Annotated in this window: 15 protein-coding genes; 8 read left to right on the top strand and 7 right to left on the bottom strand. The window is 66.0% G+C overall.

Features of this window, described 5'->3' with window-relative positions; translation table 11 throughout:
* Positions 1–15: 15 nt before the first annotated feature.
* A complete protein-coding gene (locus tag A5779_RS16925) occupies positions 16–585 on the bottom strand; it encodes a hypothetical protein (RefSeq protein ID WP_064884041.1) in 570 nt (189 codons plus the stop codon).
* 28 nt (positions 586–613) lie between these two features.
* Positions 614–1,672 (bottom strand): ferredoxin--NADP reductase, encoded by a 1,059-nt coding sequence (locus tag A5779_RS16920; RefSeq protein ID WP_064883809.1) that lies wholly within the window; start codon positions 1,670–1,672, stop codon positions 614–616.
* A 168-nt stretch (positions 1,673–1,840) separates the two neighbouring features.
* Here A5779_RS16920 and hsaA point away from each other — a divergent pair, with 168 nt between their 5' ends.
* The 6 genes from hsaA to A5779_RS16890 all read left to right on the top strand — a co-directional run bounded on the left by hsaA (position 1,841) and on the right by A5779_RS16890 (position 8,287).
* Positions 1,841–3,031, top strand: a complete 1,191-nt coding sequence (gene hsaA / locus A5779_RS16915) for a 3-hydroxy-9,10-secoandrosta-1,3,5(10)-triene-9,17-dione monooxygenase oxygenase subunit (protein WP_064883807.1) — start codon at positions 1,841–1,843, stop codon at positions 3,029–3,031.
* A 3-nt stretch (positions 3,032–3,034) separates the two neighbouring features.
* Positions 3,035–3,901 (top strand): 4,5:9,10-diseco-3-hydroxy-5,9,17-trioxoandrosta-1(10),2-diene-4-oate hydrolase, encoded by an 867-nt coding sequence (gene hsaD, locus A5779_RS16910; RefSeq protein WP_055117946.1) that lies wholly within the window; start codon positions 3,035–3,037, stop codon positions 3,899–3,901.
* Between the two features lie 3 nt (positions 3,902–3,904).
* The gene (gene hsaC / locus A5779_RS16905) at positions 3,905–4,804 is read left to right on the top strand and encodes an iron-dependent extradiol dioxygenase HsaC (protein WP_064883805.1); all 900 of its coding nucleotides are present in this window, start codon (positions 3,905–3,907) and stop codon (positions 4,802–4,804) included.
* The gene (gene hsaB / locus A5779_RS16900) at positions 4,804–5,373 is read left to right on the top strand and encodes a 3-hydroxy-9,10-secoandrosta-1,3,5(10)-triene-9,17-dione monooxygenase reductase subunit (protein WP_064883803.1); all 570 of its coding nucleotides are present in this window, start codon (positions 4,804–4,806) and stop codon (positions 5,371–5,373) included. The genes hsaC and hsaB overlap by 1 nt, the downstream gene beginning before the upstream one ends.
* Positions 5,374–5,727: 354 nt before the next feature.
* Positions 5,728–7,272 (top strand): hypothetical protein, encoded by a 1,545-nt coding sequence (locus A5779_RS16895; RefSeq protein ID WP_236734796.1) that lies wholly within the window; start codon positions 5,728–5,730, stop codon positions 7,270–7,272.
* Positions 7,273–7,447: 175 nt separating this feature from the next.
* On the top strand, positions 7,448–8,287 hold the full coding sequence (locus A5779_RS16890; protein ID WP_064883801.1) for a mycofactocin-coupled SDR family oxidoreductase: 840 nt from the start codon (positions 7,448–7,450) through the stop codon (positions 8,285–8,287).
* On the opposite strand, the gene A5779_RS16885 is transcribed toward A5779_RS16890, so the two are convergent.
* Positions 8,280–8,873, bottom strand: a complete 594-nt coding sequence (locus A5779_RS16885) for a TetR/AcrR family transcriptional regulator (RefSeq protein WP_064883799.1) — start codon at positions 8,871–8,873, stop codon at positions 8,280–8,282. The genes A5779_RS16890 and A5779_RS16885 overlap by 8 nt on opposite strands.
* Before the next feature lie 141 nt (positions 8,874–9,014).
* Here A5779_RS16885 and A5779_RS16880 point away from each other — a divergent pair, with 141 nt between their 5' ends.
* On the top strand, positions 9,015–9,251 hold the full coding sequence (locus tag A5779_RS16880; RefSeq protein ID WP_236734795.1) for a ferredoxin: 237 nt from the start codon (positions 9,015–9,017) through the stop codon (positions 9,249–9,251).
* Positions 9,252–9,254: 3 nt separating this feature from the next.
* Positions 9,255–10,538: a cytochrome P450 gene (locus tag A5779_RS16875; protein ID WP_064883797.1), complete on the top strand. Its 1,284-nt coding sequence runs from the start codon at positions 9,255–9,257 to the stop codon at positions 10,536–10,538.
* Here the strand turns inward: A5779_RS16875 and A5779_RS16870 are convergent.
* The 4 genes from A5779_RS16870 to A5779_RS16855 are packed head-to-tail and all read right to left on the bottom strand — an operon-like array spanning position 10,519 to position 16,065.
* Positions 10,519–11,757 (bottom strand): NAD(P)/FAD-dependent oxidoreductase, encoded by a 1,239-nt coding sequence (locus A5779_RS16870; RefSeq protein ID WP_064883795.1) that lies wholly within the window; start codon positions 11,755–11,757, stop codon positions 10,519–10,521. The two genes, A5779_RS16875 and A5779_RS16870, sit on opposite strands and share 20 nt — an antisense overlap.
* Positions 11,754–13,157, bottom strand: a complete 1,404-nt coding sequence (locus tag A5779_RS16865) for an NAD(P)/FAD-dependent oxidoreductase (RefSeq protein ID WP_064883793.1) — start codon at positions 13,155–13,157, stop codon at positions 11,754–11,756. The genes A5779_RS16870 and A5779_RS16865 overlap by 4 nt, the downstream gene beginning before the upstream one ends.
* A complete protein-coding gene (locus A5779_RS16860; protein WP_064883792.1) occupies positions 13,154–14,578 on the bottom strand; it encodes an FGGY family carbohydrate kinase in 1,425 nt (474 codons plus the stop codon). The genes A5779_RS16865 and A5779_RS16860 overlap by 4 nt, the downstream gene beginning before the upstream one ends.
* Positions 14,575–16,065 (bottom strand): amino acid permease, encoded by a 1,491-nt coding sequence (locus tag A5779_RS16855; RefSeq protein WP_064883790.1) that lies wholly within the window; start codon positions 16,063–16,065, stop codon positions 14,575–14,577. The genes A5779_RS16860 and A5779_RS16855 overlap by 4 nt, the downstream gene beginning before the upstream one ends.
* Positions 16,066–16,068 lie beyond the last annotated feature (3 nt).

Here is a 16,068-nt window from a genome sequence, read left to right as displayed (position 1 = left end):
AGAAGGCGCGCGCGGTCAGAACCCGGTCGTGGCGCAGGCGCTCGGCGTGGTGAGGTTCACCCCGCCCCAGGTCACGTGGATGTCCGAGCAGATGATGAAGTTGTCCGCGGTGTTCGGCTGGCCGGTCTGCCACTTGGTGGGTGTCGACACGCCGTCGATGGTGAAGCGTTCGATCGGCCCGCCACCGAAGTACGTCGCCGAGATCTCGACCTTGTTGACCGACCGGTACAACTTCGACAGCACGTTGTCGTGGTTGGAGCCCTTGATCTCCCGGGGCATCCCGGCCGGGGCGCTGTAGGAGGCTTCCTGCCAGGTGTCTTTGTTGGAACTACGAAGGGTGATGGTCTGACGCGCCCACGCGTCGCCGGGGAACCCGATCGGCCCGTCCGGGGTCAGCAGGTTCGCCGACGTCCGGAAGTTGCATGTGGTGCCGGCGCAGTCCGCGCTGACGTGCATCTCGATCGTGCCCTGGGGGCTCGGGATCGAGCTGACGGCCGAATTGGAGGCGGCCGCGGCCGACCCGGGGAACGCCAGCGCAGCCGCGGTCAGCACTGCTGCCGTGCTCGCTGCGGAAAGCCTGTTGATCGTCATCGTCAAGAAAGGTATCCGCTCGTTACTCGTCGTAGGTGACTTCGACCGAATCCGACACCGGTGTGGCCTGGCAACCCAGGATCAGGCCCTCGTCCAGATCGGATGGTTCGAGTACGTCGTTGATCTTCATCTCGACGTCCCCGGACTTCTTGAGCACGGCGCAGGCACCGCAGTGGCCTTCGCGGCAGGAGAACGGTGCGTCCAATCCCTTGTCCAGCAGGACGTCGAGGAGCGTGGCCGACCGTGGCCAACGGACCTCGTGGGTGGTGCCGTCCAGGGTGACGATCGCGGTGGCCGGCTCTTGGTCGCCCTCTTCTTCCTCGATGACGACCGCGGCGAACGGGTCGGAGTCGAGCGACTTGAACACCTCGATGTGGATGCGCTCGTCGGCGGCGCCGGCCTGCTGCAGCGCCTGCTCGGCTGCTGCCATGAACGGTCCGGGCCCGCAGATGAAGGCCTCGCGCGCCGAATACGGGCCGACGAGTGTGGCGAGTGCGGCCGGGCTGGGCAGGCCCTGCACGGTCTCCAGCCAGTGCACGACGGTGAACCGGTCGGGGTACTTGGCCGCCAGTTCGCGGAGGGTGGCACCGAAGATGACGGAGTTCTCGTCGCGGTTGGCATAGACCAGGACGACGTTGCCGGTGCCCTCGGCGAGTGCCGACTTGCAGATCGCCATCATCGGGGTGATGCCGCTGCCCGCGGCCAGCAGCAGGAAGTCGGTGTCGAGATTCTTGGGTACGAAGGTGCCCGACGGGGCCAGCACGTGCATCTTCATGCCGGCATGTGCGTTGTCGCACAGCCAGTTCGAGGCGTAACCGTCGACGGTTCGCTTGACCGTGACGGTCAGCTGGTCGTCCGTCACCGGCGAGCTGGACAGTGAATAACAGCGGGCCACCGAGCCGGTGCGATCGCTCGGCACCCGCAGGGTCAGGAACTGGCCCGGGGCATAGCGCAGCCGGTCGGCGGGAATCTCTGAGCCCTCGGGCACGGAGAACACGAGAGACCGGGCGTCGGCCGTCTCCTCGATGACTGCACTCACCTGCAGTTCGAGCACATGGCTGCCCAGTGGCTCATCAGTCACGGCTGGACCCTCTCTTCACTCATAACTAGAACATGTTACAAAAACGTACTTGCCCTGGTCCAGCCCACCATTGCCAGGCGCTACTCGACACAAATCGTAACGTGTTCTAATCTCAGTCTAAGCGGTCAGCTCGCGCTTATCGCAGTCCGAATCTTGGGAGGCATTTCCGTGACATCCATTGAACAGCGTGACGTGCAGGCAGTGCTGGCCGGCATCGATGAACTGCTGCCGACGCTGCGTGAGCGCGCTCAGGAGACCGAGGATCTGCGCAAGCTGCCCGACGCGAACGTGAAGGCGCTGGAGGACATCGGTTTCTTCAAGCTGCTGCAGCCCGAGCAGTGGGGCGGCCTGCAGTGCGACCCGACCGTGTTCTACGAGGCGGTCCGGCGTCTGGCCAGCGCGTGCGGTTCCACCGGCTGGGTCGCCGGCATCATCGGTGTGCACAACTGGCACCTGGCGCTGTTCGATCAGCAGGCTCAGGAAGACGTCTGGGGCGAGGACACCTCGGTCCGGATCTCCTCGTCCTACGCCCCGATGGGTGCCGGTGTGGTGACCGAGACCGGTGACGGCTACCTCGTCAACGGTGCTTGGAACTGGTCCTCGGGCTGCGATCACGCCAGCTGGGCCTTCCTCGGCGGCCCGGTCATCAAGGACGGCCGGCCGGTCGATTTCGGCAGCTTCCTGATCCCGCGTACCGACTACCAGATCGACGACGTCTGGAACGTCGTCGGCCTGCGCGGTACCGGCAGCAACACCGTCGTGGTCAAGGACGTGTTCGTGCCCAAGCACCGCTTCCTGTCCTACAAGGCGATGAACGACGGCACCGCCGGCGGGTATGAGACCAACACCGCTCCCGTGTACAAGATGCCGTGGGGCACAATCCATCCCACCACCATCTCGGCGCCCATCGTCGGTATGGCCTACGGCGCCTACGACGCCCACGTCGAGCACCAGGGCAAGCGCGTCCGCGCCGCCTTCGCCGGTGAGAAGGCCAAGGACGATCCGTTCGCCAAGATCCGCATCGCCGAGGCTGCCAGCGACATCGACGCCGCCTGGCGTCAGCTGTCGGGCAACGTCGCCGACGAGTACGCCCTGCTGGTCGCCGGCGAGGAGATCCCGTTCGAGCTGCGGGCCCGGGCGCGGCGCGATCAGGTGCGTGCCACCGGCCGCGCGATCGCCTCGATCGACCGGCTCTTCGAGGCCTCGGGTGCCACCGCACTGTCCAATGACGCTCCGGTGCAGCGGTTCTGGCGTGACGCGCACGCCGGCCGGGTGCACGCGGCCAACGATCCCGAGCGCGCCTACCTGATCTTCGGCAACAACGAGTTCGGCCTGCCCCCGGCCGACACGATGGTCTGATACATGACTGCCACCCAAGAGATCACCTTCGAATCCACCTCGCGCTACGCCCAGGTCAGAGATGACATGCGGCTGCACTACCACGAGGCGGGTGACCCGAATGCCCAGACCATCGTGCTGTTGCACGGCGGTGGCCCCGGCGCTTCGAGCTGGTCGAACTTCGGCCGCAACATCGCGGTTCTGGCCGAGCACTACCACGTGCTCGCGGTCGACCAGCCGGGTTACGGGCACTCGGACAAGCACACCGAGCACGAGCAGTACAACCGCTACAGCGCCAAGGCGCTGCTGGGCCTGTTCGACCACCTCGGTCTGCAGGGCCGGATCCCGCTGCTGGGCAACTCGCTCGGCGGCGGCACCGCGGTGCGGTTCGCGCTGGACTACCCGGACCGGGCGGGCAAGCTCATCCTGATGGGCCCCGGCGGCCTGAGCGTCAACCTGTTCGCGCCCGATCCGACCGAGGGCGTCAAGGCCCTGGCGAAGTTCAACTTCGAACCGACCCGGGAGAACCTCGAGGCCTTCATCCGGATCATGGTGTTCGACCAGAAGCTGGTCACCCCGGAGCTGGTTGACGAGCGGTTCGCGATCGCCAGCACCCCCGAATCGCTGGCGGCCACCCGCGCGATGGGTAAGTCGTTCGCGGGTGCGGATTTCGAGCTCGGCATGATGTGGCGCGAGGTGTACAAGCTGCGTCAGCCGGTGCTGCTGATCTGGGGCCGCGAGGACCGGGTCAACCCGCTCGACGGCGCGCTGGTCGCCCTCAAGCAGATTCCGCGGGTACAGCTGCACGTCTTCGGGCAGTGTGGACACTGGGCTCAGGTCGAGAAGTTCGACGAGTTCAACAAACTCACCATCGATTTCCTTGGGGGTTAGCAGATGAGCATCAAGGCACTCGGCTACATGCGCATCGAGGCCACCGACGTGGCCGCGTGGCGCCAGTTCGGCGTGAAAGTGCTCGGCATGGTGGAGGGCGAGGGTTCCATCCCGGACGCGCTCTACCTGCGGATGGATGACTTCGCGGCCCGCTTGGTGATCGTGCCGGGCGACCAGGACCGACTGTTGATCTCGGGCTGGGAGGTCGCCGACGCTCCCGCGCTGCAGAGCCTGCGCGAGAGCCTGTCCAAGGCGGGCGTCGACTTCGTCGAGGGCACCAGGGACGAGATCCGCGAGCGCAGGGTCGAAGGGCTCATCCGGTTCTCCGATCCCGCCGGCAACGTCCTCGAGGCGTTCTACGGTGCGCAGTACTTGGGCCGCCGGTTCGTCAGCCCGTACGGCCACAAGTTCGTGACTGCCGAGCAGGGCCTCGGGCACGTGGTGCTGACCTGCAACGACGACGCTGCCGCGCAGGCGTTCTACCAGGATGTGCTGGGCTTCAAGCTACGTGACTCGATGCAGCTGCCGCCGCAGCTCGCGGGCCGCCCAGCCGATGGCGACCCGGTGTGGCTGCGCTTCTACGGCTGCAACCCGCGGCACCACGCGCTGGCCTTCATGCCGATGCCCAACCCGACCGGCATCGTGCACTTGATGGTCGAGGTGGAGAACTCCGACGATGTCGGCCTGTGCCTGGACCGCGCCAACCGTCGCAACGTGAAGATGTCGGCGACGCTGGGCCGGCACATCAACGACAAGATGCTGTCCTTCTACATGAAGACCCCCGGTGGGTTCGACATGGAATTCGGTTGCGAGGGACTGGAAGTCGAGGACGAGAGCTGGATCGCCCGCGAGAGCGTGGGGATCAGTCTCTGGGGCCACGACTTCTCTGTCGGATTCAAGTGATGGCACAGGCTCAGCCGCTCGACCCGCGCACGTTCCGAAATGTGCTGGGCCAGTTCTGTACCGGCGTCACGGTCATCACCACGCTTCACGATGACGTGCCGGTCGGCTTTGCCTGTCAGTCGTTCGCGGCGCTGTCGCTTGATCCGCCACTGGTGCTGTTCTGTCCCACCAAGCAGTCGCGGGCGTGGCAGGCCATCGAGGCCAGCGGAAAGTTCTGCGTGAACATGCTGCACGAGAATCAGCAGCATGTGTCGGCGCAGTTCGGCTCCAAGGCTCCGGACAAGTTCGCCGGGATCGATTGGACCCCTTCGGAACTCGGTTCTCCGGTGATCGACGGCAGCCTTGCCCACATCGACTGCAATGTGCATTCCGTGCACGACGGCGGCGACCATTTCGTGGTGTTCGGTGCGGTGCACTCGTTGTCGGAAGTGCCCAAGCGCAAGCCGCGGCCGTTGCTGTTCTACCGTGGTGAGTACACCGGGATCGAGCCGGACAAGAACACCCCGGCACAGTGGCGTGACGATCTGGACGCGTTCCTGACGGCCACCACGCCTGACACCTGGCTCTGACTTTTCGTCGCTGACACGACTGGGCCCCCTCCCGATGGGAGGGGGCCCAGTTTGTGTTCCTGCTCCACAGGTTCGTCTGGCAAAGAAACGAACGCATAGGGATTCGCGGACGGTCTGCCCCGATGACCAGGAAGGCTCCCAGTATCGGGAAGCCGATCCCATCGATGCGGTCTGAAGCCGTCAAAACACGCCCCGAACAGGAAATCTGCCGGGCCACCGGCCTCCGACCTGGCGATTGCCAAGCGCTTGCCTAGGCAAACAGAATTTAGGGCAGGCATACCTATTGATATTTAGGAAAACCTAAGCTAATTTTTGCTCGTTCCTCAGTCAACTATCAGCTTTCAGGAGTTCTTCGTGCCCCTACCTGCACTCCCCTCCGGCGACACCCCAGTGGTGAGCCGGAAGGATCGGTTCCTCGTCGCCGGCGTCGCCATGCTCAGCGCCAGCGCGATTGCGGTGACCCCGGTTGCCCAGAACACGACGCTCATTCAGCAGGCTCAGAGCTTCGCCTACGACCTGACGGCGTCGACCATGGACGCGACGGCCTCGCCCGTGGACGTCTACGGGACGCTGTTCAGCAACACATTGGGCAACCTCGAGTCTCTGGGTGCCGCCCTGGCTGCCAATCCGGCGCCGTTGCTGAACCAGGTGCTGGAGAACCAGCTGGGCTACGCGGGCAAGTTCGGTGCGGCGTTCGAGGCCATCCCCACCAACCTGAAGAACTGGTATGAGGGCCCCAACGGGCAGGCGCGGTTGGCGCAGGCGCAGGCCGCACTCGAGGCCGGCGACATCGGCGAGGCGTACCGGTGGTTCAACCACTCCATGCTGTACGCGTTCCAGGGCGCCTTCGGTTCGCTGATCGCTCCGGGGTTCATCCTTTCGGGCATCCCGCGCGGCGGGACCGAGTACCTGACCGGGATCCCGGAGCAGATCGCGCAGAACTTCACGAATCTGATCGGTGCGACCTTCACCTCCAGCGTCGTCGTGAGCGCCCTGTTCCAGGGCGCCTTCGCAACGATCAGCGGTCCGACGTTCGAGCTCGCCCGCGTTGCCGAGGCGATCAGCACCAGCGTCGCCGCGGGCGATATGCAGGGGGCCTTCAACGCCGTCGTGAACACGCCGGGCATCCTCGTCAACGCGGCGCTCAACGGATTCAAGTACTCCGATCCCGACCCGGAGACGGGCACCGGGGGCTACACCGAGTGGCCGGCACTGCTCACCTGGGCCGAGCCCGGCGAGCAGGGTGGCGCCCGGATCGTCGCAGGTCTTCTGCAGAACCTGCTGGTGAACATCCCCAAGAGCCTCGCCGATGCCATCGACAACACCCCGGAAACACCTGCTCCCGCTTCGGCTCCGTCATCGGTGCCCGCGAGCATCTCGGCTCAGCTGGTTTCCGCGTTGGCGCCCAAGACGGCGTTGACCGTGTCGCCCGTCGAGTCGGTGAAGGAAGCGGCTCCGGCCGTCGAGGCTCCGAAGGCTGAAAGCCCGGTCGAGGCTCCGAAGTCCGAGACCGTGGCTGTTGAGGCTCCGAAGGTCGAAACCCCGGTTGTCGAGGCCGCGAAGGTCGAGACGTCGGTTGCCAGTGCCGTTCCTGCGGCCGATGAGGCTGCCGGAGAGTCTGTCGCCACGCCTGCAACCAGCAAGTCGGCCAATGCCGATGCGAAGGCCACGGGCAAGACCAAGATCACGGACCGGATCAGGGCCAAGATCAGCGAGGCCAAGGAAGCCAAGCAGGCCAAGGCCCAGGAGGCCAAGGAATCGAAGGCCACCGCCAAGGAGAGCGCCGCCAAGGAGAGCACCGCCAAGGAAGCCAAGGCCAAGCCCAAGGCGACCAAGGCCGGGGCTGACAAGTCCAAGGGCTCCAGTGACTCCAAGAAGAGCTCGGGCTCTGACTCGTAATAAGTAGCACGACGCGTAGCTGGGCCCCACCCGTGACGGGTGGGGCCCAGTTGCGTTCGGCGCCGACGTCGAATCCAGCAGTCCCTGACCGGTTGATCAACCCGGCTCTTGACGAACATGGTTGTGCCCTGCCAAGGTTTGATCAATCGATCAAACCGATGGGAAGAGGACACACATGAATGGTCGGGTAGAGGGCAAGGTCGCCCTCGTTACCGGTGCGGCGCGCGGGCAGGGACGCAGCCATGCGCTGCGATTGGCGCAAGAGGGCGCAGACATCATCGCGGTCGACGTCTGCGCCCCGGTCACCGATACCAGTGCGATCCCGGCGTCGACCCCGGACGACCTGGCAGAGACGGCGGATCTGATCAAGGGTCTCGACCGTCGCATCGTCACCGCCGAGCTCGATGTGCGTGACTTCGGCGCGCTCAAAGGGGCCGTCGACAGCGGTGTGGAGCAGCTGGGCCGGCTCGACATCGTGGTGGCGAACGCCGGCATCGGCAACGGTGGCGATGTCCTGCACGAGACCAAAGAATCCGACTGGGACGACATGATCGGCGTCAATCTGTCCGGCGTCTGGAAGACTGTGAAAGCCGCAGTGCCGCACATTCTTTCCGGCGGACGTGGCGGTTCGATCGTCTTGACCAGCTCGGTCGGCGGGCTCAAGGCCTATCCGCATACCGGCCACTACATCGCGGCCAAGCACGGTGTGATCGGTCTGATGCGCAGCTTCGCGGTGGAACTGGGGCAGCACTCGATCCGGGTCAACTCGGTGTGCCCGACGAACGTCAACACGCCGATGTTCATGAACGAGGGCACGATGAAGCTGTTCCGTCCCGACCTGGAGAACCCGGGTCCCGACGACATGGCTGTGGTCGCCCAGTTGATGCACGTGCTTCCGGTCGGTTGGGTCGAGCCTGTCGACATCAGTAACGCGGTGTTGTTCCTGGCCTCTGACGAGGCCCGTTACATCACCGGTCTGCCGGTCACGGTGGATGCCGGCAGCATGCTCAAGTAGCGGTTGCTTCGCTGCCGAACCGCCGCAGAAACCGCTCGACGAAGGCGCGGAACTCGGCGTGGCCCTCGGTCACGCCGACCGCCTCTTCGTTGCACAGACTGCGGGCCGATTGGGTGAGAAGCATCGACATCACGACCGGCGGGAACTCCTCCATGTCCACACCGTGGGCGCGCAGTACCCCGGCCATGGCTGCGGCCTCGATGTCGCGGACCCGCTCGGAGTAGGCCTTGAGTTCGACGCCGATCTCCTTGCGGTGATTGGCCAGCGCCATGAACTCGGTGTTGAGTCCGGTCACGCGGGAGTCGGAGTTGATCAGCCACAGGGCCCGGAGCGGATCGTCGGTGGTGATCGCCTCGCGCAGCCGGGCCAGCGCCGCGTCGGCACCGCTGCGCAGCACCGAGACGAACAGGTCGTCGAGGGTGTCGAAGTAGTAGTAGACCAGCGCCGAGCGCACGCCGGCCACGGCTGCGATCCGCCGGGTGGTGGCGGCGGCATACCCCTCGTCTCGGATGACCTGGGCGGTTGCCTCGATGAGGCGCTTGCGGGTTCCCGCGTCCTTCTCTTTGGCGGCGCGTGCGGCAGGCATCAGGACGGCCCCCCAAAGTCATTGCCCGACAACACATATTTCTTGCCGGCCTGGAACCTTGACCGCCGAACGCCGGGGGTGGTAAGCATGAGCCATCCTAACGGTTTGATCGACTGATCAAATTCAGAACTGAGGAAACAGATGCCCGAAGACATGAGTACGGCCCGGGTCCAGGTGGACGCCGGCCTGTGCGAAGGCCATGCACTGTGCATCCAACTTGCCCCTGAGGTGTTCGACCTGTCCGACGACGAGGTGGCCGGCGCTGCCCCGGTGAGCGGGCAGTGGGATCAAGGTACCTGGGACAACGTCAAATCTGCCGTCGACGCCTGCCCGCGCCAGGCGATCAGCCTGCTCAACACCAGCACGAAAGGCCAGTGAGCCATGACCGATCTCGCCTCAGTCGACTATTTCGCCGACCCGGCCGTCGCCCAGGACCCGTACGAGTACTACGAATATCTGCGCAGCAACGGGCCGGTGTTTGCCGAACCGCATCACGGTGTCGTGGCGGTGACCGGCTACCAGGAAGTCATGGCGGCCTTCAAGGACCATGCGTCGTTCTCGGCTGTGAACGCGATCGGCGGGCTGTTCCCGCCGCTGCCTTTCGAGCCCGAGGGCGACGACATCAGCGAACAGATCGAGGCGCACCGCCATCTGTTCCCGATCCATGAGCACATGGTGGTGATGGACCCGCCGCAGCATGAGCGGGCCCGCTCGCTGCTGAGCAAGCTGCTCACGCCTCGTCGTCTCAAGGAGAACGAGGACTATATGTGGCAGCTGGTCGATCACCAGCTGGATCAGATCATGGGCAACGGCAGATGCGAGTTCCTCTCCGAGTACGCCAAACCCTTCGCCACCTCGGCGATCATCGATCTGCTGGGTGTTCCCGAGGAGGATCGCCCGGAATTCCTTGCCGCACTGGGTGCCGAGCGGCCGGAGGGCAATCGGGTCGGGGCGCTCGACGGTGAGCCGGTGGGTCGCGACCCGCTGCAGTACCTGGACGACAAGTTCGCCGGATACCTCGCCGAGCGTCGGCGTGAGCCTCGTGGCGACGTGCTCTCCGGCATGGCCACCGCCAGTTATCCCGACGGCTCGACGCCGGAACTGCTGGAGGTCGTCAAGCCGGCCACCTTCCTGTTCGCCGCCGGGCAGGAGACCGTCACCAAGCTGCTCACCGCCGCCGTGCAGACCCTGGGTGACTACCCGGAGTATCAGCGGACACTGCGCGAGAATCCGGACGGTATCCCGACTTTCATCGAGGAAGCGCTGCGGATGCACGCACCGACGAAGGTAGACTTCCGGCTGGTCCGCAAGACCACCACGCTCGGCGGAGTGCATCTGAAGGCCGGCAGCATCGTGATGCTGTGCCTCGGCGCGGCCAACCGCGATCCTCGCAAGTTCGACGATCCTCACGAATTCCGTCCGGACCGGAAGAACGTCCGCGAACACATCGCCTTCGGCCGCGGCATCCACACCTGCGCAGGGGCACCGCTGGCCCGCGTCGAGGGGCAGATTACCGTGCGCCGCTTGTTGGATCGTATGCGGGACATCAGCATTGACGAGTCCGTGCACGGGCCGGCGGGGCAGCGGAACTACACCTATGAGCCGACGTTCCTGCTCCGGGGACTCACCGGACTGAACATCACGTTCACCCCAGTGAAAGGGTGACCGTCCCGCCGCGGTGATCGGCCTTGTCGAGGATGCTCGACGGCACCCGGAACACCCGGCCGGGTGAGGCCGGCCAGGGCAGGGTCTTCCGGCCGATGACCGTGCCGTCCTGGCGCGCAACCACTTTCGGTATGCGCACCAAGGAGTCGGTCCACAACAGCAGGCGCTGCCGCGCCGGGGCGGGGTCGCCGGGCCGCAGCAAGCCCGGTGCCACCCAGCGCAGCGGGGCCGCGGCCTTTATATGGATCCCGTCGCCGGGCGTAGCCTCGCCGCCCAGGTAGCGACGCACCTGGGCGGCCACATGGCGGCCGTCGAGCGCGGCGATGTCGGCGGTGTCCACCGGGTGCAGCAGGTTGCCGATCGCGAACACGCCTTCCCGGCTGGTCCTCAGCGCGGTGTCGACGACCGGCCCCAGGCTTTTCGGGTCCATGTCGAGCCCCGCGGCGCGGGCCAGCTCGTGGTCGGGAATCCAGTCACCGGTGAACACCACGGTGTCGCAGGCCACGATGCGGCGTTGCCCGGTGCGGGTGTTCTCGATCTCGACCCCCACGACAACACCCTTTCCGATGATTCGGACCACCCGGGTGGTAGTGGCGACCTCGACGTCCATCAGCGGGGTGCGGCCGGCGAGGTTGAAGACCGCATACGACTCGGGCGACGGGTATTCGCTTGTCATCAGCGCGGTTTCGCAGCCGGCGTGCTTGAGGGTGAGCACCGCCGAGTAGCTGACCAGTTCGGCTCCGACGATGACGGCACGCTTGCCCACGCTGCGGTGCTGCAGGTGCACGGTGTTCTGCAACTGTCCGGTGGTGTAGACGCCGCCGGGCCGGTCGCCGGGGATCAGCCGCGCCGGGCGGGCCCGCTCGCGAGCACCGGTTGCCAGGACAATCGCGCGGGCGTCGAGTTGTTCGCGCCCCGCGGGCGAGGTGAGCTCCAGGGACCTCTCGCCGGCCCAGCCGGTGACCATGGTGGCCGTGCGAATCTCGGCCCCGGCCGCCGTCGCCTTACGAACCAGGCGGCGGGCGTACGCCGGCCCGCTGATGAAGGTCTTCATATCGCGGATGCCGTAACCCGGGTGATCACTGTGGCGAGGGATGCCGCCGGCCTCGGACTCACGTTCCAGCACAACCACATTCAGGCCCGGGCTGTTCGCCAGATCAGCCGCGGCGGTCAAACCTGCGGGGCCGCCGCCGATGATCGCGACGTCGTAGGTGCTCACTTGTTGCTCTCCTGACGTTCCTGCTCGAACACCGACTGCACCTCGGCGCCGCAGAAGAATGCCTGGCAGCGACCGTTCATCACGCGGGTGCGTCGTCGCAGACCTTCCAGGGCTGCGGGTGGGATGACGGAATGGCAGGCGTCGCGCAGTTCGCCCTCGGTGACGCGTTCGCAGAAGCACACGATCCGGCCATAGGCAGGATCGGCGGCGATCTTCTCAGCCTGCTGATAGGGGCGGGGGAACGCCTCGCCGAGGTTGGGCATCTGTGGCGGATCGGGCAGTTCGTCGGCGGGTACCAGCTCTAGGCCGGCCGAGACCAGTTGAGCGCGGGCGTATTCGGCGATGGCCATGCCCGCAGTGAGGCCGGTGGACCGGATGCCGCCGACCAGCAGGTAATGCTGCGCCGGATCCGCCTCGATCAGGTAGTCGCTGTGGTCGATCGCGGCCCGAAGCCCGGCATAGGTCGCGGTGACCTCTTCGTCGAGGAGCCGGGGCATCAACGCGCGGCCCTTTTTCAGGAGGAACTCGAATCCACTCTCCGAGGTACCGGTGGCAGTGCGGTCGGTCAGGTCCTCCGAGGTGGGGCCGAGCATGACGTTGCCATAGATGGTGGGGCTGACCAGAACTCCCTTGCCGCGTGAGGTCGGCACCGGCAGCACGATCTTGTCGACGAGCGGTCGCGCCAGCTTGTCGTAGACGATCAGCTCGCCGCGGCGCGGGGTCACGGTGAATCGCGAGAAGCCGAACAGGTTGTCGATGACATCGGCTCCCAGGCCGGCCGCGTTGACCACCCACCGTGTGCGCACAGCGCCGGCGGAGGTGTGCAGTGTGGTGACCCCGTGACCAACCTCGACGCGTTCCACGCGGTGATCGGTCAGCAGGGTGGTGCCCCGGTTGACGGCATCGGTGGCCAACGCGAGGTTCACCGTCCAGGTGCAGATGATGGATTCGTCGGGCACGGTGAGCCCGCCGAGTGCGCCTGGCCCCAGAGCGGGGACCGCGGTGTAGACGGCCGCGGAATCCACGATCTCGCACCGTTGATACCCGTTGGCTGCGGCTTTCTCCTTCAAACCCGGTAGGGCATCGAGCTGTTCGTCGTCCCAGGCCACCAGGATGGCCCCGGTGTGCTCGACGGGGATACCGGTGCGGCTCGCATAGCCGGACAGCAGCTCGTAACCGCGGCTGACCATGGTGGATTCCAGCGTTCCGGGTTTGGCGTCGAACCCAGTGTGCAGGATCGCCGTATTGGCCTTGCTGGTGCCGTCCCCGACATCGTCGCGGGCTTCGAGCAGGGCAACGGACAATTGGTATCCCGACAGCTCACGCGCAATGGCCGAGCCGACGATTCCGGCTCCGATGACCACGACGTCGAATACGTCGGGTCCACTCGGGGTGTTCATGAAATCTCCTGGTGGTACGTGGTCTCGGCGAGTTCGCGCCAGGCCGAGCGGAATTCGGTGGCACGTGCCGCGCTCCAGCGGGGCTCGTAAGTCGCCGACGGGGTCCAGTCGGTGACGACGTCGGCCACCGACTTCTCAGGTGCCAGGCTGAGTCGGGCCAGCGCGGCCGCGCCAAGGGCGGTGGCGTGCGCCGAGGGATAGACGTCGACGGGCACCTGCAGGATGTCGGCGCAGGCCTGCATCAGCACAGTGGACTGGGTGAGCCCGCCGTCGGCCCGCAGCCGGGTCAGTGGCGGCGCATCGGCATCGATCGCCGCGACCAGCTCGGCGACCTGTGCGGCGATGCCCTGTAGAACAGACAGCACGATGTGTCCGCGCCCGGTTGACAGGGTCATCCTCGAGATCGTCGCGGTGGCTTGAGATTTCCACCACGGCGCAGCCAGCCCGGCCAGCGCGGGAACGCACAGCACGCCGCCGCTGTCGGATTCTGCGACGGCGTCGATTTCGGCGGCGCCGCTGATCACACCGAGCGAGGTCAGCCATTTGACGGCCGACGCCGCGGTGTAGACCTGGCCGTCGATGCAGAACGAGTCGACGCCACCGACCCGCCAGGCCACCGACGACGTCAGGCCCGTGGTCGAACGCACCGGGGTGGTCCCGGTGTTCGACAGCAGGAAGGCACCCGTACCGAACGTGCACTTGGCCATGCCGGATTCGAGGCACGCCTCGGCCAGCAGTGCGGCCTGCTGGTCCACCACGATCCCACCGACCGGGGTGTCCGAACCGAAAGCCGATGTGGTGCCGACGATCTCGTCATTCGCCGCGATCCGGGGCAGACGTTCGCCGTCCAGACCGAACAGTGCCAGCAGATCGGGACTCCAGTCCTGAGCACCGAGGTCCACGGCGGCCGAGCGGCTGGCCGTCGTGGCATCGGTGACGAACTCACCGGTGAGCTGGTGCAGCAGCCAGGTATCCGAGGTCGTCACGACGCCGGTGGACTCGACATTGCGGCGCAGCCAGGCCATCTTCGGTGCCGAGAAGTACGGGTCGAGCACCAATCCGGTTCGCGTGGTGAGCATGTCGGCGTGCCCGGCGAGGTCCGCGCACAGGGATTCGGCGCGCCGGTCCTGCCACACGATGGCCGGGCTGAGCGGGCGGCCGGTATCGGGATCCCAGACCAGCACGGTCTCGCCCTGATTTGCCAGAGACACCGCCTGAACTGGCCGGCCGGCCTGCTCGAGGGCGGCGCGACCGGCGCCGAGCACGGACTGCAGCAGTTCAGCCGGATCCTGCTCGACGCCGCCGCCGTCGAGGTAGCGCGGGTGTACCGGCACCTCGGCCAAGCCGACCACACCCTGTTCGGGGTCGACGACGATCGCCTTGGTCCCCGAGGTGCCTTGGTCGATGGCCAGAACGGTCATTTCACGGGTTCCTCGACTGCGCCGGCGACCTCGTCCAATTCGGCGTCGATCGAGGCCAGCTCGGGCATCTTGAGACCTTCCTTGCCGCGGGTGACCAGCAGGTACCCGAGGTAGACCGCACCGATCGCGACCATGGCCAGGACGTACAGCCACGGATCTTTGAACGACGCGTCGCGGAACAACGAGAGCTCGAACACCAGCCACACCACGGCCACCACGAGAACCGGAACCTCCCAGCGTCCCAGGCTGAATCCCGCACTCGCGGGCAGCTTCTTGCGGGTCGCGATGTAGAGCGCGATGGTGATGGCGTAGATGGATGCGGGCAGCAGGGTGGCTGCGGAGAACAATTTGAACAAGGCGTCGGTGCTCGTGGAGAAGATGCCGAGGATCACCGCCGAGGTGGCTGCCATGAACACGGTGGCGTTGGCCGGGGTACGGAACCGCGGTGAAACCTTGTGCAGCAGCTGCCATCCCGGGAAGCGCTGATCACGTGACATCGCCCAGACCAGGCGCACGCCGCTCATCAGGATCACCAGGCCGCAGGCGAAGATCGCGATCGCCACCAGCACGAGCAGCGCGGTGCCGACGAAAGAGCCGAGGATGTCGCGGATCACGTCGGCGATCGGGGTGCCCGACTGGGCCAGCGTGGTCGGATCGTTGACGGCGGCGGTAACCACCAGCAGGAACAAGAAGCCCAGCACGCCTGAGGCCAGCACGGCCTGCCACATGGCGCGTGGCACAACGATTTCGGGCTTCTTGGTTTCCTCGGCCAGATTGGCGGCGGATTCGAAGCCGACGATGGTGAAGGCGCCGAGCAGGAAACCGAGCATCCACGGGCCCACCGCGGTGGCGGTGCCGAAGCTCCAGTACCCCTCGGCGGGGATGTCGCCGCGGGAGAACAGGTTGCCGACGGAGAGCTTGTGTGCGATCACGCCGACGATGAACAGCAGCACCACCAGCGCCACCATGCCGATCAGTTCCGCGGTCACGGCAAAGTTGTTGACCCGCTCGGTCCATTTGGTCGACAGCCCGACCAACAATGCCTGCAGGAACAGGACAGCGGCGGTGATCTCGAACGACGTTATGGGGGTTCCGGTGAAGTCGAATAGTGCGGGTACCACGGTGGCGGCCACGGTGTAATCGACCGCGACCACCACGATCGCCAGGAACGTGAACGAGATCCAGCCGGTGATCCAGCCGAGAATCGGGTTCGCCAGCCGCGACACCCACTGATAGGCGTAGCCGGTCACCGGGATCCGGGCGGCCAGCGAGCCGAGCAGCAGGGCTACCGCGACCTGGCCGACGATCACAATGGGCCAGGTCCAGATCCCCATGGGGCCGGAGCTGTTGAGCACGCTGCCGTAGGTGGTGAAGATGCCGGTGGCGATCGAGACGAAGGCGAAGGCCACGGCGAACGAGGCGAATTTACCGGTGCCGCGTTCCAGTGTCTCGGTGTAGCCGTACGGCGATGTGGAAGAATTTGTCATTGA

Source organism: Mycolicibacterium peregrinum (assembly GCF_001665625.1).
Lineage (GTDB): Bacteria > Actinomycetota > Actinomycetes > Mycobacteriales > Mycobacteriaceae > Mycobacterium > Mycobacterium peregrinum_B.
Note: the sequence above shows the minus strand (reverse complement) of the source record. Positions and strands in the feature narration are given on the sequence as shown.